This window comes from Bradyrhizobium sp. WYCCWR 13022 (assembly GCF_030435535.1).
Lineage (GTDB): Bacteria > Pseudomonadota > Alphaproteobacteria > Rhizobiales > Xanthobacteraceae > Bradyrhizobium.
On the sequence record NZ_JAUIZJ010000018.1, the window covers coordinates 1 to 20,408 of the forward strand.

The following is a 20,408-nucleotide window of genomic DNA, read 5'->3' on the forward strand; positions in this document are numbered from 1 at the left end:
TTGTCTTTAGCCCCTTGCCAGCTTCGCTTGCTGGCGGGGCGGGAGCACGGCCGGACCATCCCATTAGCGGACTGGTCGTTCTTATCCGTTGCCGTCCTTGCGGCTTGCTCCTAGTGGCGGGGTCCCAAGTTCCCGCTAGGACGATCATCCGCTGCCCAAGGTGCAAGCCAGCCTCTTCAATTGCATGATGCCCTGCAGACGTAATTGGCGCGGACCTTTGCTCCAACTCAGTCGACGCCAAGGGCTGACCTTTTGCCTCTCATCGTCGTTCGGCCAGTAGCGTTCCCGGCTATCTGACCTTTAGCCAATGTGAACGCGACGCACTCCTGGATGTGCCGGACGAGCACGTCTTTGGCGGTCCGGACGTCGCGCTTGAGGGCGCATTCGAGCAGCGCGCGATGCTCGCGCGCGGTGACCTCGCCGCGAAAGACGACGGCGATAATCAGGTAACGCAGATATTTATCGAAAACGGCCGAATGCGTATCGAGCAGCACCTTCGAGCCGCAAGCCGACAGCAGCGCATGATGGAATTCGAAATCGTAGCGCTTCCAGACGTCGGTACCCGTGCGATTGCCCGCGAGCAGGCGCGCCTCGACCACGGAAAGCTTGTGGTGCGCCGCTACAACTCGCCCTTCCCATTCCATATCGCCGCCTGCAAACGATGCCTCCAGGGCATGGCTCTCCAAAAGCTGGCGCAGGTTCGCAACCTCCTTGAAGTTCTGAACCGAGATGGACGCCACCTCGAAGCCGCGCGCGCCCTCGGCAACAATCAGTCCTTCCGAAGTCAGTCGGTTGAGGAGTTCGCGTAGCGTGCTGACACTGACGCCGTAGGTCTCCTTCAGCGCGTCGAGCCTGAGCCTTTGTGAAGGCGCGAGAGCCCCGGCGATTATGTCGTCCCGGATCCGGCGGTAAGCCCTTTCGCCAGCCGTTTCGGCGAGCGTCCGAGGTTGGTTGCCGTGCATGATCAACCGATGATCTCCAAATCATATGACGATTGTATTTTTGACCATTGAACCGCGGATCGCAAGAGGGATAGTTGGCTCACAGAAAGTACAAGAACGCCCTGGGAGGAATATCAATGAGAGCGTCCTATTCGCGCCGTCGCGTTCTGGCTGCCGGCGCCTCCATGCTCGCCGCGGCGACAATCGTCCCCACAACCGTCCGTGCCGCCACAAAGCTGCGCTTCAGTGCCGCCTTCACCGAAACTGACCTGCGAGCCCAGGCCTACAAGGAATTCGCTGCGGCGATCAAAGACCAGTTCGAGTTCGAGCCGTATTGGGGCAACACCCTGTTCAAGCAGGGCGCCGAATTGGTCGCGCTCCAGCGGGACAATCTGGATCTGTGTAACCTCGCGCCTGCCGACATCTCCAAGCAGATCCCGGCCTGGTCGTTGCTCACTTCGGCGTTCCTTTTCCGCGATGCCGACCACATGGCGAAAACGTTCAAGAGCGACATCGGGAAAACCTTCATCAAGATGGCCAAGGATCAGCTCGGCATCCAGGTCATCACGCCGGTCTATTTCGGCCCGCGCAGTGTCAATTTGAAGCCGACGAAGGAAATCAAGACGCCCGCCGACATGGCCGGCATCAAGCTGCGGATGCCGCCAGGGGAGTTCTGGCAGTTCCTCGGCGAGTCGCTCGGCGCCAACCCGACGCCGGTCGCCTATGCCGAGCTCTACACGGCACTTCAGACGGGCACCGTCGATGGGCAGGACAATCCGGTCGTCGCCTCGAAGCTCATGAAGTTCGACGAGGTGACGACGCAATTCGTCCTGACAAAGCATGTCATCGCCTACGACGTGATGGTCATCCGCTCCAAGATCTGGGATGCGCTGAGTCCAGCGCAGCAAGCCGAATTCCAGGCGGCCGCGGATAAGATGTCGGCGGAGAACATCAAGCGTTTCGACTCTCAGGAGGCCGAGACGCTCGAATACTTCAAGAAGGAGGGCAAGAAGGTCTACGCGCCGGACGTGGCCGCCTTTCGGACTTATGCCCAGAAGAAGTACATCGACAAGTACGGCAAGGATTGGCCGACCGGCGCGCTCGAAGCCATCAACGCAATCGCGTAAGGCAAGCCCCTTACACGGACGACCGACGCCTCTTACAGCCGGTCGTCCGCCGTAGCGGCTTGCTTGCTCCGGATACGCACCGCCGAAAGAGCGCCAATGCATCCCCGTCTCATCGCCGTCGCGCACTGGCTCAGGCATCGCGCAGAGAACGTTGCCGTGGCGTTGCTGGCGGTGATGTTTGGCACGTTTATCCTGCAGATCGTCTTCCGCTACGTCCTCAATGATCCACTCGGGTGGTCGGAGGAACTCATCATCACCACCTGGCTGTGGACGGTCTTGTGGGGAGCGGCATTCACGGTCAAGGAGGCGGAGGAGATCCGCTTCGACATCATCTACTCGCAGATTTCAGAGCGCATGCGACGGGTCTTCACCGTCATCACCGGCCTTGCGCTGGTCTTGATGTACGCCATCTCGCTGCCGGCGGCCTACAGCTACGTCAGCTTCATGAAGGTCGAGCATTCGGCCTATCTGCGCGTGCCGCTCAACTGGATGTATTCGGTCTTCATCATCTTTGCGGTCGCATGTATCGTGCGCTACCTCTGGCTGATGTGGCGCGCCTTCCGCGGCGATGCGTCGCCCACGACCAACCCCGCGGAGCTCGGGGACTGAGAATGATTATCTCCCCCTTCGCCCTCTGCATCATCGGCATCGTGCTGCTCGGCGCCCTCGGCCTGCCGATCGGTCACGCGATGATCGTCTCGTCGATCTTCTATCTGCTGCTCAAGGGCCTTGACCTCGGCACGGCCGCCGAGCAGATCCTCAACGGCCTGTTCAACAGCTACGTCCTTCTTGCGATCCCGCTGTTCATCCTCGCTGCCGACCTGATGAACATCGGTAGCCTGACCGACCGGCTGCTGCGGTTCTGTCTGGTGCTGGTCGGCCGCTTCCGCGGCGGCCTCGGCCACGTCAATGTCGTCTCCAACATGATCTTCGCCGGCATGTCCGGTTCGGCGATCGCCGACGCGGTCGGCATCGGCCGGATCATCATCGGCATGATGACCAAAGAGAACCGCTACCCGGTGGCTTATGCGGCGGCGATCACCGCCTCCGCCGCCATCATCGGCCCCATTATTCCGCCCTCGATCCCGATGGTGGTTTATGCCCTCGTTTCCGACACCTCCATTGGTTACCTGTTCCTCGGCGGCTTCGTGCCGGGCGTCATGCTCGGCATCGCCTTCATGGTGATGAACTCGATCATCGCGCGTCGGCGCAATTACCCGGTTGAGCCGGCGATCCCGCTGAAAGAGGTGCCACGGATCACATTGCGGGCTTTCCCGGCGCTGATGCTGCCGGTGATCCTGCTGTTCGGCATCTATGGCGGTGTGATGACGCCGACGGAAGGTGCAGCGGCGGCCGCCTTCTATGCGCTATTCGCCTCGACCGTGCTTTACCGCGCCGTGAGTTGGAGGCAGCTCTACGAGACCATCCTGACCAGCAGCAAGGCCACGGCCTCGATCGGCATGCTGATCGCAGGAGCGATGATCTTCAATTACGTGGTCACGATCGAGAATGTTCCAGCCTCTCTGGCGCGCCTCATGCAGGGCCATGCCATGAGCGCACCGGTATTCATGCTGGCTGTGAACGTCTTGTTGCTGGTCCTCGGCTGCCTGCTCGAGGGCACGACGATACTCTTGATCATCGTGCCCATTTTCATCCCGACGGCAAAAGCCCTGGGTATCGATCTGGTGCATTTCGGCGTGGTGGTCGTAGTCAACATCATGATCGGCCTCTTGACGCCGCCCTATGGGCTGTTGCTGTTCGTGCTGGCCAACATGACCAAGCAGCCGCTCGCGCGCATCGTGCGGGAAGCGGCGCCGTTCATCATCATGTCTCTGATCGTGCTCGTCATCATCGCGACCATCCCCGATGCCGTGCTTTGGTTGCCGCGGCTGTTTGGCTATAAGGGCTGAAAATTATGCAGAATGCGATCTACGTTCTCAACGGGCCGAACCTGAACCGGCTCGGCAAACGCGAGCCGGAGATTTATGGACGCACCACGCTCGCCGAAATCGAGGCGATGTGCCGCAAGGAAGCCGGCGATCGTCCCTTAGCGTTCCACCAGACCAACGCCGAGAGCCAGATGATCGAATGGATTCACGAGGCGACCGATGACGGCGGCGTTGGAGTCATCGTCAATCCGGCCGGCTGGTCCTTCACCTCGATCGCCCTGATGGACGCGCTGAAGATGTTTTCCGGCCCGATCATCGAATTGCATATCTCCAACATTCATCGGCGCGAGAGCCTCTATCACAATTCGCTGGTATCGAAGGTCGCGACCTCCGTGATCGCCGGCCTTGGAGCCAACGGATATCGCATCGCAGTCGCAGCGATGAAGGAGATACTGGGCTAACCGGCCGTCCGGAGCGGCAGATTTTCAGGGCTTGTTTTCAGGAGGAATCGCGATGCCGCTCAAAGGCAGGGCTTTCATGGCGATCTGGCACGATATCGAGGCCAGCGGCGAGGCGGAATACAGCGACTGGCATACGCGCCAGCATATGCCCGAGCGGCTCGGCGTCCCGGGCTTTCTCGCCGGTCGGCGTGGCGTCGACTGGAATTTGGTCCACCAGCGCTGGTTCACGCTTTACGAGACGCGTACGCTCGAAGTGCTGAGCTCCGACGACTACCGGGCACGCCTCAACAACCCGACGCATTGGAGCAACCGCGTCCAACCCAACTTTCGCAACTTCGCGCGTTCGGCCTGCATTCTATCTGCCAGCGTGGGACGCGGGATGGGGGGCGCAATGGCCACGATCAGGCTTGCTATGGGTAAGGAAGCTCTGGCCGGTTTCGAGGCGATTGCCGACCGTCTGGCGCATCGCATCGCTCTTCTCGACGGCGTCTGCGGCGCCCATCTCGGCGTGGCCGCACCGCAGACGACACGGATCAGGACACGGGAAAGCGAACTCCGTGCCTCGACCGGCGAGGACGTCTTCGACGCGGTCGTTCTGGTCGACGGCGTCGGCCGTCGTGAACTGACCCGGGTGGTTCCCGACGTGCAAGAGCTGCTGCATACAGCATTGACCGTCACCTCGCATGAGGATGGCATATACGATCTCGCTTATCTCCTGACAGCGGAGGACGTGGAGTGACGATCGTCGCTGGCGCGACCGGGGTGCCCGGTAACGTCGGCGATACGAGCATGCAGGCGCGCGCTCCTGAGGTCTGGGCTGCGCAGGCGCATCGCGAACAACCGTGGGACGTCGAGACTGACCTTGTTGTGGTAGGAGCGGGTGCCGCGGGCATGACCGCGGCTCTCGTCGGCGCGCTCGAAGGGCTCGAGGTTGTCCTCTGTGAAAAAACGGACAAGGTGGGTGGCACCACCGCCTTTTCGGCAGGCAGCGTCTGGATTCCCGGCAGCAGCCTAAGCTGGAGCGTGGGCAGACCGGACACCGTCGAAGCCGCGAGAACTTATCTGGGTGCGCTGCTCGGCAACCATGCTAGCGACGCGCGTTTGGATGCATATCTCCGGATGGGACCTCTGGTGCTGGACGATCTTGAAGCACGATCAAGCGTTCGATTCACCGCGCCCCCTGTTCACCCTGACTACAAGGCGCTTCCGGGGGCCGCCATCGGTGGAAGGGCTCTCGCCGCTGTCCCCTTCGACGGCCGCAAGCTCGGCGCCGACTTCGACCGGCTGAGGCCGCCGCGTCGCGAATTCACGGTGCTAGGCGGTATGATGATCGGAAAAGCCGACATCGATCCGCTCCTGCACCCGTTTCGGTCATGGAAGAATTTGATACACGCTTTCGGTATGCTGGCGCGACACGGGCTCGACCGCATTCGCTTCCAGCGCGGAACCCGCCTCGTCATGGGCAACGCGCTTGCCGCCCGGCTGTTCTACGATGTGCGCCGAGCAGGCGTCGATGTGCGATTTGAAGCTGTCCTCCGGCAACTGGTGGTCGAAGATGGGCGGGTGATTGGCCTGATCGTCAACGTTCCTGGTCGCACGCTCTGTATACGTGCCCGCAAGGGTGTCGTACTGGCGACCGGCGGCATCGGATGGAGTGCTGAACTTCGCGAACGACTGCTTCCGCCTCCGGCACGGCGCTTCTCGCTGGCGCCCGAATCCAATTGCGGAGATGGACTTTGCGCCGCCGAAGCTGTTGGTGGCGAGATCGTCTCCGATCTGGAGAGCCCTGCGCTGTGGATGCCGAGTTCGGTCATGCGGCAGCCCGACGGATATCTCTCCGTCTTCCCCCACATCATCCTCGACCGCGCGAAGCCGGGGCTTCTTGCTGTCGACGGCTCCGGCCGTCGTTTCGTCAACGAGGCCGACTCCTACCACGACTTCGTTGCAGCCATGCTTCGAGCAGGTGGCAAGGCCTCCCGGGTGCCCTCTTTTCTCGTTTGCGATCGACGCTTCATCGCCGAATACGGGCTCGGTCTCATCCACCCCGGCACACGTAACCTCAAACGATTTTGCGACGCCGGCTACTTGATCGTAGCTGATTCAATCGAGGAGTTGGCGCGAAAGATCGGCAGCGAGCCGGGCGAGCTTCACGCCACGATCGAGCGCTACAATGGTTACGCGGAGACCGGCGTCGACGAAGAGTTCGGCCGAGGCGCAAGCGAACTCAATCGTTTCAACGGCGACCCGGCGAACAAGCCGAACCCGTGCATGCGCAGCCTCGGACGGGGCCCCTACTATGCCCTCGCAGTCTGGCCATCCGATCTCGCAAGCAGCGCCGGATTACGAACCGATGAACGCGGACGTGTGCTTCGGAGTGACGGCGAGGTGTTGAGCGGGCTCTATGCGGCAGGCAACGACGCCGTTTCAATTTTTCGCGGGACCTATCCGGGACCGGGTACAATGCTGGGCCCGGCAATCGTATTTGGCTGGTGTGCGGCAATGGATGCGGCCGGAGCGTTAACGGCCTACCGAGCCTAAGGTCCGCGGCTGCTGGCCAAGAAGCATAGCTTGTCAGCTTGTCGCCCATAGCCGACCTTGGCACGCTGCCCGCCGACCGTCAGCATTGCCCCGGAGCGGACCTCCGCCCAAACACGAGCCACGGCGATATCGGTTCGCGTGAACATGCTGCCTCCTATTGCGGAAACCCGGTGGGATCGATCAGCTTGGCGATTGCCGGAAATATGGGCACGCGCCGCACGCCGATCTCTCGCTTTGTCTCACGGGCCGTCAGGCAAGCACGTCCGCCACGACCGCCTTGACGACGTCCCTCACATCGGTTGGCTTCATCCGCACCTGCAAACCGCGCTGGCCGCCATTGAGATAGACCATTTCATGGCTGAGGGCGCTCTGCTCGATCACGATGGCGACCTGCTTGCGCTGCCCGAACGGGCTGATGCCGCCGACCTTGTAGCCGGTGACGCGCTCTGCCTCCGGCGGCTTCATCATCTGCGCCGACTTGCCGCTCACGGCGGCGGCGAGTTTCTTCATCGAGACTTCCTGGTCGGACGGGACGATCACGCAGACCGGCTTGCCGTCGACCAGCGTCATCAGGGTCTTCAACACGCACGCAGGGTCCTCGCCAAGCGCGGCGGCCGCCTGCAGGCCGATGCTCTCGGCGTCGGGATCGTAGTCGTAAGCATGGACTGTGAAGGCGACACCGGCGACTGTCAGCGCGCGGGTGGCCGGGGTGACTTTGGACATTGGTCACCTTTACCACCGTCGTTACGGGCGGCGAAGCCGGACGCTGTTGGTGATCATGCAATCATACAGGTGTTTTGCCCGACGCCGCAAGCAATTTTCGGCAAGACCGAAAATTGCTCAAGCCGTTCAACCCCCGTTCTACTGTACATGGGGTTGTTTTGCGCGGATTGCTACTCCGCCGCGTCCCGCATCTCCGCCCGTTCGGCCCGCGCGGCGCAGAACTTGAATTCCGGAATCTTGCCGAACGGATCGAGCGCCGGGTTGGTCAACAGGTTCGCGGCCGCTTCGGCGTAGCAGAACGGCATGAACACCATGTTCTCCGGCACGTCGCGGTCGGAGCGCACCTTGACCTCGACGGCGCCGCGGCGGGTCTCGAGCCGGATGAAATCGCCCGGCACCAGCTTCTTCTTGCGCATGTCCTTTGGCGACATGAACGCGACCGCCTCCGGCTCGATCTGGTCGAGCACCTGCGCGCGGCGGGTCATCGACCCGGTGTGCCAGTGTTCGAGCACGCGGCCGGTGGACAAGACCATCGGATATTCGGCGTCGGGCAGCTCGTCCGGCGGAATGACCTTGGCCGGCACGATCTTGCCGCGGCCGCTCGCGGTCGGAAAGCCCGTGGTGAAGATGATCTCGTTGCCCGGCAGTAGCGGATCGTCGGCCGGATAGGTGACGGCGCCTTCGCGCACCAGCCGCTCCCAGCTGATGTTCTTCAGCGACGGCATCAGCTCGGCCATCTCGGTGTAGACGTCGCCCGGGCCGGCATAGTTCCATGGCAGGCCCATGCGCTTGCCGATCTCCTGGATGATCCAGAGATCCTGCCGCGCATCGCCCGGCGGCTTGATCACCTGGCGCGCGAGCTGCACGCGGCGATCGGTGTTGGTGAAGGAGCCGTCCTTCTCGGCAAAAGCCGAGGCCGGCAGGATGACGTCGGCGTGGAACGCGGTCTCGGTGACGAAGAGATCCTGCACCACAAGATGATCGAGCATCGCGAGCGCCTGGCGCGCGTGCTGCAAATCAGGATCGGACATCGCAGGATTTTCACCCTCGATATACATGCCCGTGATCTCGCCGGCGTGGATCGCGTTCATGATCTCGACCACGGTCAAGCCACGCACGGGATCGAGATCCTGCTGCCAGAGCTTTTCGAAACTGCCGCGCAGATCATCGCGGCCGACCGGCTGGTAGTCCGGCAGGAACATCGGGATCAGGCCGGCATCCGACGCTCCCTGCACGTTGTTCTGGCCGCGCAGCGGATGCAGGCCGGTGCCGGGGCGGCCGACCTGGCCGGTGATCAGCGCCAGCGCAATCAGGCACCGCGCATTGTCGGTGCCGTGGACGTGCTGGCTGATGCCCATGCCCCAGAAGATGATCGACGATTTCGCGCGCGCATAGGTGCGCGCGACCTCGCGCAGCGTCTGCGCCGGGATGCCGCAGATCGCCTCCATCTTCTCGGGCGTGAATTCCTTGATCTTCTCCTCGAGGTCTTCGAACCCCTCGGTGTAGCCGGCAATGTACTGGTCGTCGGTCAGGCCTTCGGTGATGATCGTGTGGATCATCGCGTTCAGCATGGCGACGTCGGAGCCGGGCTTGAACTGGAGATGCTCGGTCGCATGACGCGACAGCGTCTGCCGGCGCGGGTCCATCACGAACAGCTTGGCGCCGTTCTGCTTGACCGCGTTCTTGATAAAGGTCGCCGCGACCGGGTGGTTCACGGTCGGGTTGGCGCCGATCACCCAGATCACTTCGGCATCCATCGCGGCGGAGAACGGCGCCGACACCGCGCCCGAGCTTAAGCCCTCGAACAGCGCCGCCACCGACGAGGCGTGGCACAGGCGGGTGCAGTGGTCGACATTGTTCGAGCCGAAGCCGGTGCGCACCAGCTTCTGGAACAGATAGGCCTCTTCGTTCGAACCCTTGGCCGAGCCGAAGCCGGCCAGCGCCTTCACGCCCTTCTCGTCGCGGATCTTGACGAGGCCCCTGGCGGCGATGTCGAGCGCTTCGTCCCAGCTCGCCTCGCGGAAATGGGTGAAGGGATTGGCGGGATCGACCTGGTCGTTGGCATCCTTCTTCGCATTCGGCAGCCGCACCAGCGGCTTCGTCAGGCGATGCGGGTGGTGGATATAGTCGAAGCCGAAGCGGCCTTTCACACAAAGACGATTGTGATTGGCCGGACCATCGCGGCCCTCGGCATAGATCACCTTCTCGTCCTTGACCTCATAGGTCACCTGGCAACCGACGCCGCAGAACGGGCAGAGCGAATCCACCTTCTTGTCCGCGTAGGTCACGCGGGTCTGCTTGTCATCGAGCATCACGGCCGGCATCAGCGCGCCGGTCGGGCAGGCCTGCACGCATTCGCCGCAGGCGACGCAGGTGGATTCGCCCATGGGATCGTCGAAGTCGAACACGATCTTGGCGCCGTGGTTGCGGTAGGCCATGCCGATGACGTCGTTGACCTGGACCTCGCGGCAGGCGCGCACGCAGAGGCCACACTGGATGCAGGCGTCGAGATTGACGCGCATCGCCGGATGGCTGGCATCGGTTGCCCAGCGCTCGGCGGCGGGGAACCGGCTCTCGGTGACCCCGGTCGTCTCGGCCCAGTGCCAGAATTTCGAATCCGGATCGTGGCTGGTCTCGCGCGCCGGCTGGTCGGCGACCAGCAGTTCCATCACCATCTTCTGCGCCGACACCGCGCGCGCACTCTCGGTCTTGACCTTCATGCCGACAGACGGCGTGCGCTTGCAGGACGCTGCCAGCACGCGCTCGCCCTCGATCTCGACCATGCAGGCGCGGCAATTGCCGTCGGGGCGATAGTCGGGCGCCGGCGAATAGCACAGATGCGGGATCTCGCGACCCTGACGTTTTGCGACCTGCCAGATCGTCTCGCCGGGCTTGGCCTCGACCTGCTTGCCGTCGAGCTCGAACGTAATCTTCGTCATTCGGCCGCTTCCTTGAACTCGTCAGGGAAATATTTGATCACGGAGGACAGCGGATTCGATGCCGCCTGTCCGAGCCCGCAGATCGAGGCATCGCGCATCGCCTGGCTCAATTCTTCCAGCAGAGCGCGGTTCCAGACCGGCTTCTGCATCAGCTGCGCAGCCTTCTGGGTTCCGACCCGGCACGGCGTGCACTGACCGCAGCTCTCGTCCTCGAAGAACTTCATCAGGTTGAGTGCCGCCGCGCGCACGCTGTCTTTCTGCGACAGGATCACGATCGCGGCCGATCCGATGAAACAGCCGTATTTCTCCAGCGTGCCGAAATCGAGTGGGATGTCGTCCATCGATGCCGGCAGGATGCCCCCGGACGCGCCGCCCGGCAGATAAGCGTAGAACTGATGACCGTCGGCCATGCCGCCGCAGTATTCGTCGATCAACTCGCGCACGGTGATGCCAGCGGGCGCGAGCTTCATGCCGGGATTTTTCACGCGGCCGGAGACCGAGAAGCTGCGCAGGCCATGGCGCTCATGGCGGCCGTTGCCCTTCCACCAGTCGGCGCCCTTCTCGACGATGTCGCGCACCCACCACAGCGTCTCGATGTTGTTGATCAGCGTCGGCAGGCCGAACAGGCCGACCTGGAACGGATAAGGCGGCTTGTGCCGGGGCAGGCCACGCTTGCCCTCGATGCTTTCGAGCAGCGAGGACTCTTCGCCGCAAATATAGGCGCCGGCGCCGCGACGCATGTGCAGCGTCGGGCCGTCCGCCGGGAGCTTCGTAATCTCGCGCTCGAGAATCTCGCGCGAGGCCGGATATTCGTCGCGCAGATAGATGTAGACGTCGGAGGCCTGCACCACATGCGCGCCGATCAGCATGCCCTCGATGAAGCGGTGCGGATCGGTTTCGAGATAATAGCGGTCCTTGAACGTGCCGGGCTCGCCTTCGTCGCCGTTGATCGCCATCAGGCGCGGGCCGGGTTCACCGAGCACGGCACGCCATTTGCGTCCCGTCGGGAAGCCGGCGCCGCCGAGGCCGCGCAACGAGGCGTCATCGAGCCCCTTCAGCAGATCGTCGGTCGACAAATCGCCGGAACGTAGGCGAGCCAGCAGCTTGTAGCCACCGCCCGCGACGTAGGCGTCATAGTCGACATATTTCGGCAGATGCGCGTGAGGGTCGCCGGCCTTTGCGGCCGCCAACACATTGGCAACGGTCGCGTGGTCGACGAAGTTGTGGCCGACTTCCGCGGCAGGAGCCGTGTCGCAACGGCCGACGCAGGGCGCGCGCACGACGCGGATGCCGGGACCCGAAGCGCTCTGCAGATCCTCGAGCAGTTTCTCGCCGCCGAGCATCGCGCAGGTCAGCGAATCGCAGACGCGGATCGTCAGCGGCGCGATGTCGGGCTCGCCTTCCTTCACCACGTCGAAATGCGCGTAGAAGGTTGCGGTCTCGAACACTTCGGCGAAGGCGAGTTTCATCTCGTCGGCAAGCGCCGCCAAATGGGCCGCCGAGATCTGGTGATATTCGTCCTGGATCAGGTGCAGATATTCGATCAGGAGATCGCGCCGCCTCGGGCGATCGCCGAGCAACTGCTCGATCTCATGCAAGGCGGTCGGATCGACCTGACGCCCTTTCGGCGTGGCCTTGGCGCGCCGGCGTCCTTCGCCCGGATGCTCGAATTCCCTGACCTTGTGAACGTCGTCGTTGCTGCTCATGGAAACGTCGCGTTCTCCTCAAAAGCGCGATGAACTCAGGTGGAACCACCATCGCGATCCGCCCTCATTTCCAGCCTCGACCACCCGGGAACCGCGTTTCGCGAGTCCTACGGATCGAGCCTCATCGAACAGACCTTAATCTCTGGTATGCCAGAGGCAAGAGAGAAATTTAGAACGACTCTATAATGCGTTAGGGGGCAGGCAGTCGCCCTGCCATACCCCCTCATGCAAGCGCAACGCGGAACCCGCTTCAGGTCTTGTCCATGCAATCCTGGATGTAGAACCAGCGATCGTCGCCGATAAGCCCCTTGGCCTTCACCTCAGCGCGGCACGCCTTCAACTTCGGCTTGTTGGCGGCCCACTTCGCCTTCATGTCTTTCAGCTTCTGCATGGTCAGCTTGATCTTGCCCGGCGGCTTGGCGTCGGTTGTAGCAGCAGGTGCGGGCGTCGCGGGCGCCGCCGTCGCGGTTTGGGCAGACGCGGCATGCAGGCTTGCTGCCAGCATCATGGCGGCAAGGCAGATACGGGTGCGAAGCATAGGAATCCCCCTAGGTCCCATTTCGATTTGGAAGACAGATGTCGCGGGATGCCGAACAGTCGGCATCCCGCAACGATATGGCCTTGCGATCAGAAGATCTGCCACGCGCTCTGGAGCGTCTTGTACACACCCCAAATCAGCGGAACGCCGACGAAGAGCCAGAATAACGCAGCCTTGCCATCGAGGCCGCCGGTGCCGATCCCGAACGAGCCCGTCTGGGCCGGCCCCGCGCCAACGTTTGCCGCCTGTACCTTCGCGACGTCAGCCTCGCTCATGTACCACTTCGAAGCGACCGGCTTGATCAGGTAGTTGCAGATGATACCTGCGATCAGCATCGCGCAGAGAATGTACATGGTGGTGTTGTAGAGCTGATCACGCGGCACACCCGCCGCGAGCTGGAACTCGCGGATGTAGTTGACCACGACCGGGCCGATAATGCCTGCGGTCGACCATGCCGTCAGCAGCCGGCCGTGGATGGCGCCGACGAACTGCGTCCCGAACATGTCGGCGAGATAGGCCGGCACCGTCGCGAAGCCGCCGCCATACATCGACAGGATGATGCCGAAGCCGAGCACGAACAGCAGTTTCGAGCCCATCGCCGCGAAGGTCGGCGCCAGCGCGTAGAGCGCGATACCGAGAATGAAGAACGTATAATACGTGTTCTTGCGGCCCATGTAGTCGGACAGCGAGGCCCAGAAGAACCGGCCGCCGATGTTGAACAGCGAGAGCAGGCCGGCAAAGCCGGCCGCGATGCCGGCGATGACGGTCTTCTGATCGGCCGAGAGCTGGCTGAAGGTGAGCTCGGGATGCCCGATCAGCTTGCCGGCGAAGATTTCCTGAAGCATCGGCGAAGCCATACCGATCACGCCGATACCGGCAGATACGTTCAAGCACAGCACCCACCAGATCAGCCAGAACTGCGGCGTCTTGTGCGCGTTGTCGAGATGGACGTGATGCTCGGTGATCATCGTCTTCTTTTCGCTCGGCGGCGTCCAGCCCTCAGGCTTCCAGCCAGCCGGCGTCACGCGATAGGCGAAGGCACCGATCGTCATGAAGATGAAATAGACAACGCCCATGACGATGAAGGTCTGCCAGACACCGACGTCGGTCGACGACTTGAAAAAGTTGATCAGCAGATTGGCAAATGGTGCGCCGATCATTGCACCACCGCCAAAGCCCATGATGGCCATGCCGGTCGCCATGCCGCGGCGATCGGGGAACCACTTGATCAGCGTCGACACCGGCGAGATGTAGCCGAGGCCGAGCCCGACGCCGCCGATGACGCCGGCCCCGAGCCACATGATCCAGAGTTGATGGACGTAGACCCCAAGCCCGCCGACCAGGAGCCCGCCGCCCCAACAAAGCGCGGCAACGAAGCCCGCCTTGCGCGGACCGGCCCGTTCGAGCCAGCCGCCCCAGATCGCGGCGGAGACGCCAAGCAGGACGAAGAACAGCGTGAACATCCAGCCCAGGCTCGCGACCTTCCAGTCGCAGGTGGTGGTGAAGAGCTCCTGCCACAGCGACATATCCGGGCAGGCCTTGGGCGCGGTCAATCCGATCGCGCGCGAGAGCGGCAGCCAGAACACCGAGAAGCCATAGGCCATGCCGATGCAGAGATGGATGCACAGCGCCGCAGGCGGCACCAGCCAGCGATTGAAGCCGGCCTTCGCTACTGTATGTTCGCGATCGAGAATTCCCGCGCCAGCACCCGAAATGCTCCCAGTGCCCTCAATTGTCGTCATGCACTCCTCCCCTGCAGTCGCCCTTCTGAGCGAGACTGCCGCTACGATCCCGTTCCTCAGCCCATTACGGCGCAGCCGTTGCCCCTGCTGCTCCGCACAATCACCCGACACGCGCCAGGATCGTCACGCGTGTCTGAAAAGTTAACCCCTCTAACGGGGCTCTATGCCCTATCGATCTGCAGGCTTCGTGCATGGCCTGTTGATCCGGGTATCGCGGACGAGACTCAACCTCCGCGCCCACACGGACAAAGTCAATTGGGGCAGAAGCCGTGATCGATGTCGATAGTTAAATGGTCGGTATCCGCGCGGTAACGCGATCAAGAACGCAGCGCAGCATTTGCGTTGCCTATCGAGCCATTCGCTTTTTCTATCAAGAACACGATGCGCGCATCGTTGCGCTCGGTTATCTCCACCGTGTCGCCGGTCTCGCGGATCAGGTTCGGAATATCAATCACCGACAGCGGATCGGTGCAGTGCACTTCGAGCTGATCGCCCGGCTGCAATGGCTTCAGCGCCTTGCGTGTTTTCAAGGCTGGCAGCGGGCACTTCAGGCCGGTGAGATCAAGTGTCGTTCGGGTCATGTGCGCAACATGGCGGGAGGGAGCGAGGGCGTCAACGCAGTGGCTTCAGATCAGGCCTGCATAGGACAGGAAACCCACGCTCTCGCCCGGCTCGACGCGCGTGATGTCTTCGCCCAGTTCAATCAGGCCGTCTGTCGCCACCAATGACGACAGCAGCCCAGCACCTTCGCGCGGGAACTTGATTGTTTCGAGCGTGCCGTCCCCTGCACGTCGCAAGGACGCGCGCACATATTCGCGGCGGCCAAGCTTTTTCTTGTAGGCGAACGCGGCGCGCACCGGGATCGGCAACAGCGGTTCCGGCAAACTGCCGGCGAGCGCCAGCACGGTCGGCCGTACCACATGCACGAAGGTGACAAAGCTTGCGACGGGATTGCCGGGCAGCCCGATCAGCGGCGTGCCGCCAATGATGCCCATCGCCACCGGCCGGCCCGGCTTGATCGCCATCCGCCACAGCACGAGCGAGCCGACGCTTTCGACCGCCGCCTTGACGTGGTCCTCCTCGCCGGTCGAGACACCACCCGTGGTCAGGATCAGATCGTGGTGACCTGCAACCTGCTTCAGACCACTCGCGAGCGCGGCGCGCTCGTCGCGCAATATGCCGAGATCGGAGACTTGGCAACCGAGGCGACGCAGCATCGCCATCAGCATGAAACGGTTGGAATCGAACAGCTGCGAGGCCGCGCGCGGCTCGCCCGGCGAGGCCAGTTCGTCGCCAGTGGAAAACACCGCGACACGGATGCGCCTGACGACGTCGAGTTGCGTCAAGCCAAACGCAGCGGCAAGCGCGACATGCTGCGGACGCAGCCGCTGGCCAGCGCGCAGCGCGACGTGTCCAACGGGAATGTCCTCGCCTGCCGGCCGGACATTGGCGCCGGGCTTCAGTCCGGGTGGCAGCACGACCTTGCCTGACGCGTCGAGGCGGACATCTTCCTGCATGAAGACGGTCTCGGCACCCGGCGGCATCGGCGCGCCCGTGAAAATGCGCGCGGTGTGGCCCGGCTTGATCGGTGCTTGTGCAAGGCCGCCGGCCTGGATGCGGCCATCGAGCGGGAATGCCTGTTCCGCTCTCTGCGGAAGATCGGCATTGCCGACGGCGTAACCGTCGACGGCGGAGTTCGTGAAGGGCGGCAATGGCAGCGGCGCGGCGACATCGCGCGCCAGCACGCGTCCGTCGGCGTCGGCAAGCGCAACCACCTCGAGATCGGCAATCGCGCTGACGCGCGCCGTGATCAGGCCAACTGCCTCGTCGACCGACATCATCGGTCCACCGAAGGCAAAGCAATCGTCCGACAATTGTGCCATCGTGCCTCGTCAGCAAATCGCCGTGCTTTTTGCCACCGCTTCCTCGACTGGCATCGCCACGCGCAGCATCAGTGCCGCCGCAGCCTCGATATCATCGAGATGGACGGTCGGCAGCCGGGTTTCAACCGCAGCATCGGTCGCAATTCCGACAATGCCGGGATCGTCAGGAAACAGCAGGGGCTTGTCGTTGGCGGCACGATGCACCTCGATCTTGCGATGCGGCTCGCGCTTGAAACCCTCGACCACGACGAGATCGACCGCGGACAGCTTGCTCAAGAGTTCCGGCAGTTGCGGCTCAGCCGCGCCGCGCAATTCATGCATCAGGGCCCAGCGGTTCGACGAGGCCACCAGCACCTCGGCCGCACCGGCCTCACGATGGCGCCAGGAATCCTTGCCGGGAACATCGACGTCGAACTGATGATGCGCATGCTTGATGACGGAGATGCGCAGGCCCTGCGCGTTGAAATGCGGGATCAGCCGCGTCAACAGCGTGGTCTTGCCCGCCCCGCTCCAGCCTGCAAGGCCGATGACTTTCATCGCAACTCGATCTCCGCCGGCCGCATCACGCGGCCGGAACCGCTTCTCCTTCGTCCTGCGCATGCTTATATCGGCTTGACCCGAATGTCATGCTAACCTCACCGCCATGATGAAGATCGACAAGGCCCCGGTGCCCCTGATTATCCCGAATCCCGACGACCCACGGCTGACCCAGAGCGTGACCGGGACCGACCAGACCGGCGCCAAGGTCGAGATCAAGGTGCCGATGGAGCGGCCGCTGACGCTTTACCTGAATGCGCAGGAGATCGTCACCATGATGACGATCGGCGATTATCCGGAATATCTGGCGCTCGGCTATCTGCTGAACCAGAACATGCTGAAATATAACGACGCGGTCACCGAGGTCGAATACGACGACGACCTCCAGGTCGTGGTGGTGCGCACCGAGCACCACACCAATTTCGAAGCCAAGCTGAAGAAGCGGACGCAGACCTCGGGCTGCGCGCAGGGCACCGCCTTCGGCGACCTGCTGGAGGCGGTCGAGAGCGCGGCACTGCCAAAGGCCGAGCTCCGCACGTCCTGGCTCTACCAGATGACCCAGACCATCAACACCATGCCCTCGCTCTATCTCGAGGCCGGCGCGATCCATGGCTGCGTGCTGTGCAAGGAGGGCGAGCCGCTCTGCTATACCGAGGACGTTGGCCGCCACAACGCCGTCGACAAGATCGCGGGCTGGATGTACCGCCACGGTGTCGATGCCTCCGACAAGATCCTCTACACCACCGGCCGCCTGACCTCGGAGATGGTGATCAAGACGGTGCGGATGGGCATTCCGATCCTGGTGTCGCGGTCCGGCTTCACCGCCTGGGGCGTCGATCTCGCGCGACAAGTGGGCCTGACCCTGGTCGGGCGCACGCGCGGAAAACGCTTCATCGCGCTCGCCGGCGAAGAGCGGATCGTCTACGACCAGAACCTCGCTTATGTTGAGGAGGAATCGGCCAAGCACAAGCGCAAGGGTGAAGGTGGTGACGACTGACATTCCGGCCACGCAAGGTGTCCTGCTCGCGGGCGGCCTCGCCCGCCGGATGGGCGGCGGCGACAAGCCGATGCGAACGATCGGCGGCCGCACCATTCTGGAGCGCGTGATCGCGCGTCTGTCGCCGCAATGTAGTGGGCTGATCCTCAATGCCAACGGCGATCCGGCACGCTTCGCTGCGTTCGGCTTGCAGGTCATTGCCGATGACGTGCCCGGCTTCCCCGGTCCGCTCGCCGGCATTTTGGCCGCGCTCGACTGGACCGCGACGAACCGGCCCGAGATCGAATGGGTGCTCAGCGCCGCCGGCGACTGTCCATTCCTGCCGCGAGATCTCGTGGCGCGCCTGCATAAGGCACGCATGCGAGAGAACGCCCAGCTCGCAGTCGCCGCATCCGGCGACCAGTCCCATCCGGTGATCGGCCTGTGGCACGTCGCCTTGCGCGACGAGCTGCGTCACGCGCTCGTCGACGAGGATCTCCGCAAGATCGACCGCTGGACCGCGCGCTATCCGCTGGCGACGGTAACGTGGCCGGCCAAGCCGCTCGATCCGTTCTTCAATGCCAACACGGTCGAAGACATCGCCGAGGCCGAGCGGCTCGCGGCACTGGATGACGCGGCCTGAGCCGCTTTACGATTTGGGAAATTCGCTGAGGAGCTCGGCCCAGATGATCGCGAAGGCGATCAGACCGGCAAGGCCGACCAAGGTGGTGAACCGCGGTAGCCAGTTGATTGCGACCAGCAGCCAGGCCGGCAGGAAGAACAGCCCAAAGACCATGCCGAGCGGAAACACCGCGAGCCATTGAAAGCCGGTGCCGTCGCCCTGCGGGACATGGGCGATTGCATAGAACGTATAGAGCCAGAACAGCGTGCCGGCGGTCGCCACGAGGACGGCGATTTTGCGGTAATTAAGGGACGTTAATGCAGTCATGTCCCTTGGTCGCGGCGGCGGCCGTCCAAGTTCATGGGCCAATCGAACCGAGCCAAGGTCGGCGGCGACTACCGATTGGGACACGCCGCGGATCAGCCATGATCGCCCCTTTCCTGAATGCCATCTTCACAGTCGTCGATTTCGTGTTCGATCTCTCGATCACGATCGATCGGACGAAGCGGCTGAGCCAACAGGCGACGGGCAGCGACAAGATCGTTGAGGTCCCCCCGGACCCGAAGCCGCTACCGCCCGCTGCACAGCGTGCGCTCGCCGAGGCCGAGGAACGCGAGCGTGCGCGCGAGGCGGCCGCTCAAGCAGCCAAAGGCGCCGACCAGGCATCGTAGCCGTAAACCCAGCTTGTATCGGTGCGCTGTTTCAGCCAGATGTTGGCGCGCGAGGTTTCCTGCACCCGCGTGGTCCGTTCCTTGCGCGTCGCCTCGAAACGGCGAAAGGCATCCGCGGCGCCGTCGCGGTCGACGCCGTCGAGGCAACGCGAGAGCACAGCGGCATCCTCGATCGCCATCGCCGCGCCCTGCGCCATATAGGGTGTCATTGGATGACAGGCGTCGCCGAGCAGCGTCACCTTGCCATCAGCCCAGCGATCCAGCGCGTCGCGATCCATGATCGCCCATTTGTGCACGTCGGGGCAAGCTGCAAGCACCTGACCGACCTGCGGGTGAAAGCCTTCGAACGAGGCGCGCAATTCGCGCACGTCACCCTTCGCGGACCAGGACTCTATGCGGAAGTTGGGCTCAGGCTGGCTGGTGACGAGATAGACTTCGCTACGATCGGGCTTGACGTAATAGATGACGATGTGACGGTCCTCGCCCCACCACTTTGTGCAATCGTCGATCTTCTCGCCAAGCAGCGCGGCAGGATAGGTGGTGCGGTAGGCGATCCGGCCGGTGAATTTGACCGGCGCGGTGTTAAACAGGATGTCGCGCACGGCTGAATGAACACCATCCGCACCAACGACCGCGTCGGCAACGGCGCTGGTGCCGTCGGCAAAGGTGAGCCGGACGCCATCGCTGGCCTCGTCGAGGCCGACGAGCTTGTGATTGAGCCTCACGAACTCATCCGGCACCACACTTGCGAGCGCCGCATGGAGATCGCCGCGATGGGCGAGCAGATAGGGCGCACCGAACTTCTCCTCCGCGCTCTCGCCAAAGATCATGTCGAACTTGATGTCACCGCTCTTCCAGTCGCGGTTGTTCCAGGAGCGTGGATAGAACGACTGCTCACGCATTCGCTGCTCGAGTCCGAGCGCGCGCAACACCTTCATCGCGTTACAGCCGATCTGGATGCCCGCGCCGATGCGAGCGAACTGCGAGGCCTGTTCGTAGACCATCACATCGATGCCGACGCGCCTGAGCGCCGCGGCCGTTGCCAGCCCGCCCATGCCGGCACCAACGATCGCAACCGAAAGCGGCCTTGCCATCGCGCCCCCACCCTGTCCGTC

General features: G+C 63.1%; 20 protein-coding genes. 9 read left to right on the forward strand and 11 right to left on the reverse strand.

Annotation, left to right across the window (positions count from 1 at the left end; all coding sequences use genetic code 11):
* Positions 1-227: 227 nt before the first annotated feature.
* Complete coding sequence (locus QY049_RS24810) at positions 228-962, reverse strand: GntR family transcriptional regulator (RefSeq protein ID WP_194482838.1); 735 nt, start codon at positions 960-962, stop codon at positions 228-230.
* A gap of 116 nt (positions 963-1,078) precedes the next feature.
* Between QY049_RS24810 and dctP the strand changes: the two genes are divergently transcribed.
* The 6 genes from dctP (at position 1,079) to QY049_RS24840 (ending at position 6,956) form a co-directional block, all read left to right on the forward strand.
* On the forward strand, positions 1,079-2,068 hold the full coding sequence (dctP, locus tag QY049_RS24815; protein WP_301270076.1) for a TRAP transporter substrate-binding protein DctP: 990 nt from the start codon (positions 1,079-1,081) through the stop codon (positions 2,066-2,068).
* A 96-nt stretch (positions 2,069-2,164) separates the two neighbouring features.
* A complete protein-coding gene (locus QY049_RS24820; protein WP_258763006.1) occupies positions 2,165-2,677 on the forward strand; it encodes a TRAP transporter small permease in 513 nt (170 codons plus the stop codon).
* A 2-nt stretch (positions 2,678-2,679) separates the two neighbouring features.
* Positions 2,680-3,978: a TRAP transporter large permease gene (locus tag QY049_RS24825; protein ID WP_258763007.1), complete on the forward strand. Its 1,299-nt coding sequence runs from the start codon at positions 2,680-2,682 to the stop codon at positions 3,976-3,978.
* Between the two features lie 5 nt (positions 3,979-3,983).
* Entirely contained in the window at positions 3,984-4,418 is a 435-nt protein-coding gene (locus tag QY049_RS24830) for a type II 3-dehydroquinate dehydratase (protein WP_194477516.1), read from the forward strand.
* Positions 4,419-4,470: 52 nt separating this feature from the next.
* On the forward strand, positions 4,471-5,157 hold the full coding sequence (locus QY049_RS24835) for a hypothetical protein (protein WP_258763008.1): 687 nt from the start codon (positions 4,471-4,473) through the stop codon (positions 5,155-5,157).
* Positions 5,154-6,956, forward strand: coding sequence for an FAD-dependent oxidoreductase (locus tag QY049_RS24840; RefSeq protein WP_258763009.1), 1,803 nt, complete (start codon positions 5,154-5,156; stop codon positions 6,954-6,956). The genes QY049_RS24835 and QY049_RS24840 overlap by 4 nt, the downstream gene beginning before the upstream one ends.
* A gap of 249 nt (positions 6,957-7,205) precedes the next feature.
* On the opposite strand, the gene ybaK is transcribed toward QY049_RS24840, so the two are convergent.
* The 8 genes from ybaK to mobB all read right to left on the reverse strand — a co-directional run bounded on the left by ybaK (position 7,206) and on the right by mobB (position 17,024).
* A complete protein-coding gene (gene ybaK, locus QY049_RS24845) occupies positions 7,206-7,679 on the reverse strand; it encodes a Cys-tRNA(Pro) deacylase (protein WP_258763010.1) in 474 nt (157 codons plus the stop codon).
* A 170-nt stretch (positions 7,680-7,849) separates the two neighbouring features.
* Positions 7,850-10,618: a formate dehydrogenase subunit alpha gene (fdhF, locus tag QY049_RS24850; protein ID WP_258763011.1), complete on the reverse strand. Its 2,769-nt coding sequence runs from the start codon at positions 10,616-10,618 to the stop codon at positions 7,850-7,852.
* Entirely contained in the window at positions 10,615-12,324 is a 1,710-nt protein-coding gene (locus tag QY049_RS24855; RefSeq protein ID WP_301270077.1) for an NADH-ubiquinone oxidoreductase-F iron-sulfur binding region domain-containing protein, read from the reverse strand. The genes fdhF and QY049_RS24855 overlap by 4 nt, the downstream gene beginning before the upstream one ends.
* A gap of 250 nt (positions 12,325-12,574) precedes the next feature.
* Positions 12,575-12,862, reverse strand: a complete 288-nt coding sequence (locus QY049_RS24860; protein WP_258763012.1) for a hypothetical protein — start codon at positions 12,860-12,862, stop codon at positions 12,575-12,577.
* An 89-nt stretch (positions 12,863-12,951) separates the two neighbouring features.
* Positions 12,952-14,604, reverse strand: a complete 1,653-nt coding sequence (locus QY049_RS24865) for an OFA family MFS transporter (RefSeq protein WP_258763013.1) — start codon at positions 14,602-14,604, stop codon at positions 12,952-12,954.
* A gap of 317 nt (positions 14,605-14,921) precedes the next feature.
* Positions 14,922-15,185, reverse strand: coding sequence for a sulfurtransferase TusA family protein (locus QY049_RS24870; protein ID WP_194477523.1), 264 nt, complete (start codon positions 15,183-15,185; stop codon positions 14,922-14,924).
* 45 nt (positions 15,186-15,230) lie between these two features.
* On the reverse strand, positions 15,231-16,487 hold the full coding sequence (gene glp, locus QY049_RS24875) for a gephyrin-like molybdotransferase Glp (protein ID WP_194477524.1): 1,257 nt from the start codon (positions 16,485-16,487) through the stop codon (positions 15,231-15,233).
* Positions 16,488-16,496: 9 nt separating this feature from the next.
* On the reverse strand, positions 16,497-17,024 hold the full coding sequence (mobB, locus tag QY049_RS24880; protein ID WP_194482840.1) for a molybdopterin-guanine dinucleotide biosynthesis protein B: 528 nt from the start codon (positions 17,022-17,024) through the stop codon (positions 16,497-16,499).
* 106 nt (positions 17,025-17,130) lie between these two features.
* Between mobB and fdhD the strand changes: the two genes are divergently transcribed.
* Together fdhD and mobA are read left to right on the forward strand one after the other, a co-directional pair.
* Entirely contained in the window at positions 17,131-18,021 is an 891-nt protein-coding gene (fdhD, locus tag QY049_RS24885; protein ID WP_194477525.1) for a formate dehydrogenase accessory sulfurtransferase FdhD, read from the forward strand.
* Complete coding sequence (mobA, locus tag QY049_RS24890) at positions 17,966-18,643, forward strand: molybdenum cofactor guanylyltransferase MobA (protein WP_194477526.1); 678 nt, start codon at positions 17,966-17,968, stop codon at positions 18,641-18,643. Before fdhD ends, mobA begins: the two co-directional genes overlap by 56 nt.
* Positions 18,644-18,649: 6 nt before the next feature.
* Here the strand turns inward: mobA and QY049_RS24895 are convergent, their stop codons facing one another.
* The gene (locus QY049_RS24895; protein ID WP_258763015.1) at positions 18,650-18,949 is read right to left on the reverse strand and encodes a hypothetical protein; all 300 of its coding nucleotides are present in this window, start codon (positions 18,947-18,949) and stop codon (positions 18,650-18,652) included.
* 98 nt (positions 18,950-19,047) lie between these two features.
* Here QY049_RS24895 and QY049_RS24900 point away from each other — a divergent pair, with 98 nt between their 5' ends.
* Positions 19,048-19,293, forward strand: a complete 246-nt coding sequence (locus QY049_RS24900) for a hypothetical protein (protein ID WP_194477528.1) — start codon at positions 19,048-19,050, stop codon at positions 19,291-19,293.
* On the opposite strand, the gene QY049_RS24905 is transcribed toward QY049_RS24900, so the two are convergent.
* Positions 19,260-20,387, reverse strand: a complete 1,128-nt coding sequence (locus QY049_RS24905; RefSeq protein WP_258763017.1) for an FAD-dependent monooxygenase — start codon at positions 20,385-20,387, stop codon at positions 19,260-19,262. The two genes, QY049_RS24900 and QY049_RS24905, sit on opposite strands and share 34 nt — an antisense overlap.
* Between the last annotated feature and the right edge of the window lie 21 nt (positions 20,388-20,408).

Bases quoted from the DNA above. Each gene is read 5' to 3' on its own strand.
- QY049_RS24865 (WP_258763013.1), bottom strand. From the start codon at position 14,604: ATGACGACAATTGAGGGCACTGGGAGCATTTCGGGTGCTGGCGCGGGA.
- glp (WP_194477524.1), bottom strand. From the start codon at position 16,487: ATGGCACAATTGTCGGACGATTGCTTTGCCTTCGGTGGACCGATGATG.
- QY049_RS24835 (WP_258763008.1), top strand. From the start codon at position 4,471: ATGCCGCTCAAAGGCAGGGCTTTCATGGCGATCTGGCACGATATCGAG.
- QY049_RS24895 (WP_258763015.1), bottom strand. From the start codon at position 18,949: ATGACTGCATTAACGTCCCTTAATTACCGCAAAATCGCCGTCCTCGTG.
- dctP (WP_301270076.1), top strand. From the start codon at position 1,079: ATGAGAGCGTCCTATTCGCGCCGTCGCGTTCTGGCTGCCGGCGCCTCC.
- QY049_RS24825 (WP_258763007.1), top strand. From the start codon at position 2,680: ATGATTATCTCCCCCTTCGCCCTCTGCATCATCGGCATCGTGCTGCTC.
- ybaK (WP_258763010.1), bottom strand. From the start codon at position 7,679: ATGTCCAAAGTCACCCCGGCCACCCGCGCGCTGACAGTCGCCGGTGTC.
- mobB (WP_194482840.1), bottom strand. From the start codon at position 17,024: ATGAAAGTCATCGGCCTTGCAGGCTGGAGCGGGGCGGGCAAGACCACG.
- QY049_RS24855 (WP_301270077.1), bottom strand. From the start codon at position 12,324: ATGAGCAGCAACGACGACGTTCACAAGGTCAGGGAATTCGAGCATCCG.
- fdhD (WP_194477525.1), top strand. From the start codon at position 17,131: ATGATGAAGATCGACAAGGCCCCGGTGCCCCTGATTATCCCGAATCCC.
- QY049_RS24820 (WP_258763006.1), top strand. From the start codon at position 2,165: ATGCATCCCCGTCTCATCGCCGTCGCGCACTGGCTCAGGCATCGCGCA.
- QY049_RS24900 (WP_194477528.1), top strand. From the start codon at position 19,048: ATGATCGCCCCTTTCCTGAATGCCATCTTCACAGTCGTCGATTTCGTG.
- QY049_RS24905 (WP_258763017.1), bottom strand. From the start codon at position 20,387: ATGGCAAGGCCGCTTTCGGTTGCGATCGTTGGTGCCGGCATGGGCGGG.
- QY049_RS24830 (WP_194477516.1), top strand. From the start codon at position 3,984: ATGCAGAATGCGATCTACGTTCTCAACGGGCCGAACCTGAACCGGCTC.
- QY049_RS24860 (WP_258763012.1), bottom strand. From the start codon at position 12,862: ATGCTTCGCACCCGTATCTGCCTTGCCGCCATGATGCTGGCAGCAAGC.
- QY049_RS24810 (WP_194482838.1), bottom strand. From the start codon at position 962: ATGCACGGCAACCAACCTCGGACGCTCGCCGAAACGGCTGGCGAAAGG.
- fdhF (WP_258763011.1), bottom strand. From the start codon at position 10,618: ATGACGAAGATTACGTTCGAGCTCGACGGCAAGCAGGTCGAGGCCAAG.
- mobA (WP_194477526.1), top strand. From the start codon at position 17,966: ATGTTGAGGAGGAATCGGCCAAGCACAAGCGCAAGGGTGAAGGTGGTG.
- QY049_RS24870 (WP_194477523.1), bottom strand. From the start codon at position 15,185: ATGACCCGAACGACACTTGATCTCACCGGCCTGAAGTGCCCGCTGCCA.